Origin of the sequence: Streptomyces sp. NPDC051172, assembly GCF_040682555.1 — a bacterium.
GTDB lineage: Bacteria > Actinomycetota > Actinomycetes > Streptomycetales > Streptomycetaceae > Streptomyces.
The window spans coordinates 1-2,247 of the sequence record NZ_JBFBBE010000285.1 but is presented as its reverse complement, the minus strand read 5'-3'; the positions used below and the strand labels follow the sequence as shown (position 1 = coordinate 2,247).

The 2,247-nt window shown below is 67.9% G+C and carries 2 protein-coding genes and 1 pseudogene; 2 read left to right on the top strand and 1 reads right to left on the bottom strand.

What is annotated here, in order from left to right; genetic code table 11:
* Together AB0N07_RS50370 and AB0N07_RS50365 are read left to right on the top strand one after the other, a co-directional pair.
* Positions 1-178, top strand: a pseudogene (locus tag AB0N07_RS50370) (recombinase family protein); the annotation flags it as partial.
* Positions 117-338 carry a helix-turn-helix domain-containing protein gene (locus AB0N07_RS50365; protein WP_365847642.1) on the top strand — a complete coding sequence of 74 codons (222 nt, stop codon included), beginning with the start codon at positions 117-119 and terminating at the stop codon, positions 336-338. The pseudogene AB0N07_RS50370 and the gene AB0N07_RS50365, both read left to right, overlap by 62 nt.
* 39 nt (positions 339-377) lie before the next feature.
* Here AB0N07_RS50365 and AB0N07_RS50360 read toward each other — a convergent pair.
* Positions 378-2,247, bottom strand: a 1,870-nt coding sequence (locus tag AB0N07_RS50360) for a hypothetical protein (RefSeq protein WP_365847640.1), incomplete at its 5' end; no start/stop codon positions are given.

Here is a 2,247-nt window from a genome sequence, read left to right as displayed (position 1 = left end):
GGACGAGCTCACCGACAAGGGGTGTGCGGTGCAGTTCATCTCCGAGCGGATCACCGTGGACAAGTCCGGCACCTCCCCGGTGGACGGGCTCATGCTGGGCATCCTGGCCGCGTTCGCTGAGTTCGAGCGTCGGCGGATCAAGGAGCGTCAGGCCGAAGGCATCGCGTTGGCCAAGGCCCGCGGCAAGTACGTGCAGGCCCCCGAAGCTCTCGGACCTCGACGTGGAGCAGGCGCGCGTGATGATTCAGATGGGGATCCCGAAAGCCGAAGTGGCGCGCACATTCGGGGTGAGCCGGCAGACCCTGTACACCTCGTTGCGCCGGCAAGCCTCAGACTGAACCCCATCCTCGGCCGCCGGCGTCCCTTGAGTTTCTGCTTCAGTACGTGGGCGCGGCCTTGTACAGGGATTCAGCGTCCTGGGCTGCGTGGACGCCGGCCTGGACGACGTCGTTCTTCATGTCCAGCACCCGCAGCTGCCCCTCGATCTCAGCGACGGCCTCGATCCGACCGAAGGCATCCCCGTGGGCCTGGGCGTACTCGGCCAGGCCCCGCAGCTTGGGCAAGGCGTCGGCCAGGTGCGTGCCGTGGGGGTCCACGATGTCGGCGCGGATCGTGCCGTCCTGGTTGGCGTGGAAGAAGAGGAAGTCCGGTCGTAGCGCCTGCCACTGGCCGGTGCCGTCCTGGAACGGGATCGCCAAAGACTGCTTGGAGGCCCGGGAGGGGTTGCGGTACCAGCCCCGGAAGGAGGGCTCGGCGGCTTCGGAGTCCAGCACCTGCCGCTCCCAGGTGTTCAGGTCCACAGGCATGGTGCCGTCCTCGGCGGCCATCAAATGCAGGGTGCGTCTCTGCAGAGGACGCTCGCTGCCATCAGGGAGGCGCTCCTGCTGGTCGGCCTGGGTCAACCTCGGGCGGGTCAGGTCCACACGTTCAGGCCGACGGGCCATCTCCCGCACCCGGTCATACACTGCCTGGCGCTCATCGGTCAGGCCGTTGATCTGCACGCGGTACTGGCTCAGCCAGTCCTGCACGAGCTTGTCGGCCTTGGCCTCCAGATCGGCGACGACCTCGGAGGTGCGGGCCAGGGAGGCGATGATGATGTCTCCTTCGCGCAGGTCGAGATCCTCTTCGTCCTCGGGGACGATGTGATCGATGTAGGCCCCGGCGATCCAGCCGGTGAGGGTGCGGGCCGCCGCGGCAGCGGCCTCCTCGATGGCCCGGTCATCGGCCAACAGTTCCAGGCTGGTGGTGCTCAGGGTTGTGGTTCCCATTCGGCCGGTCAGCCGCTGGGCCGACAGGGTGAGCACATCCTGGCGGGCCGCGGCGATCTGCTCGGAGTACTGGACCCTGCATCCGTCCAGGAGCTTGCACATCGTGTGCGCGGCGGTCTTGACCGCCCCGGGCAGCAGCCCATCGTGGGAGAGGGCATTGGCCAGGATGTCCAGGCGCTTGAGCGGTTTGGTGGCGCCCTGGGGGATGTTCATCGAGGGCAGGGCGTCGAACACCGCCCACACGTCTTCTCCCACCGCCGGGTTCGGTGTCAGGGTGACCGGGTCGAACAGCACCCGCCGGGCGGATGCGCCGGCGGGATCGGAAGTGGTGTCGTCCATGTCGGACTGTCCGCGCATCAAGGTCTGGGCGATGGCGGTGGAGGTGGTCTTGTCGAAGTGGGGCAGGAAGCAGTCGATGGAGTTGAGCACTTCGTTGCCCGGGATGCGTCGGGCCAGGGGGGTACGGACCATCCGGCCCAGCAGCTGGTGGACGTAGGTGGCGTCCTTGTAGGTGCGGAAGGACATCAGCACCTCCGCCCTGGGGCAGTCCCATCCGGTGGAGATCGCCTCCATGGCCAGCAGCACCCGGACGTGCGTGGTCTCCTGCACGCGCTGTGGGGCGATGTAGTTGACGATCTGGCCGGGCAGGTGCCGGTCCGTGTGGGTGCCGAAGACGTGGGCGATGTCCTGGGGCCGTAGCTCGGGCCACTCCTGGTGGATGACATCCAGGATCCGTGAGAGGTGCTCGTCGCTGGGTTTGTCTGCGACCTGCACGACCAGTAGCGGCACCACCGGGTTCGGTTCGCCCTGCTCGGCGGCGTAGGCCGCCCAGGCTCTGGTGGAGGCCTTCGTGCGGGCCACGGCCTCGCGCAACAGCGTGGTGTCGAAGGCGCCGGCTTCCTCGGGGATGGTGAGGACAACATCGTCCTTGAGCAGCCCGGAGGTCTGCACGAGCGCGGGGTCGACCTGCACGGGGGAG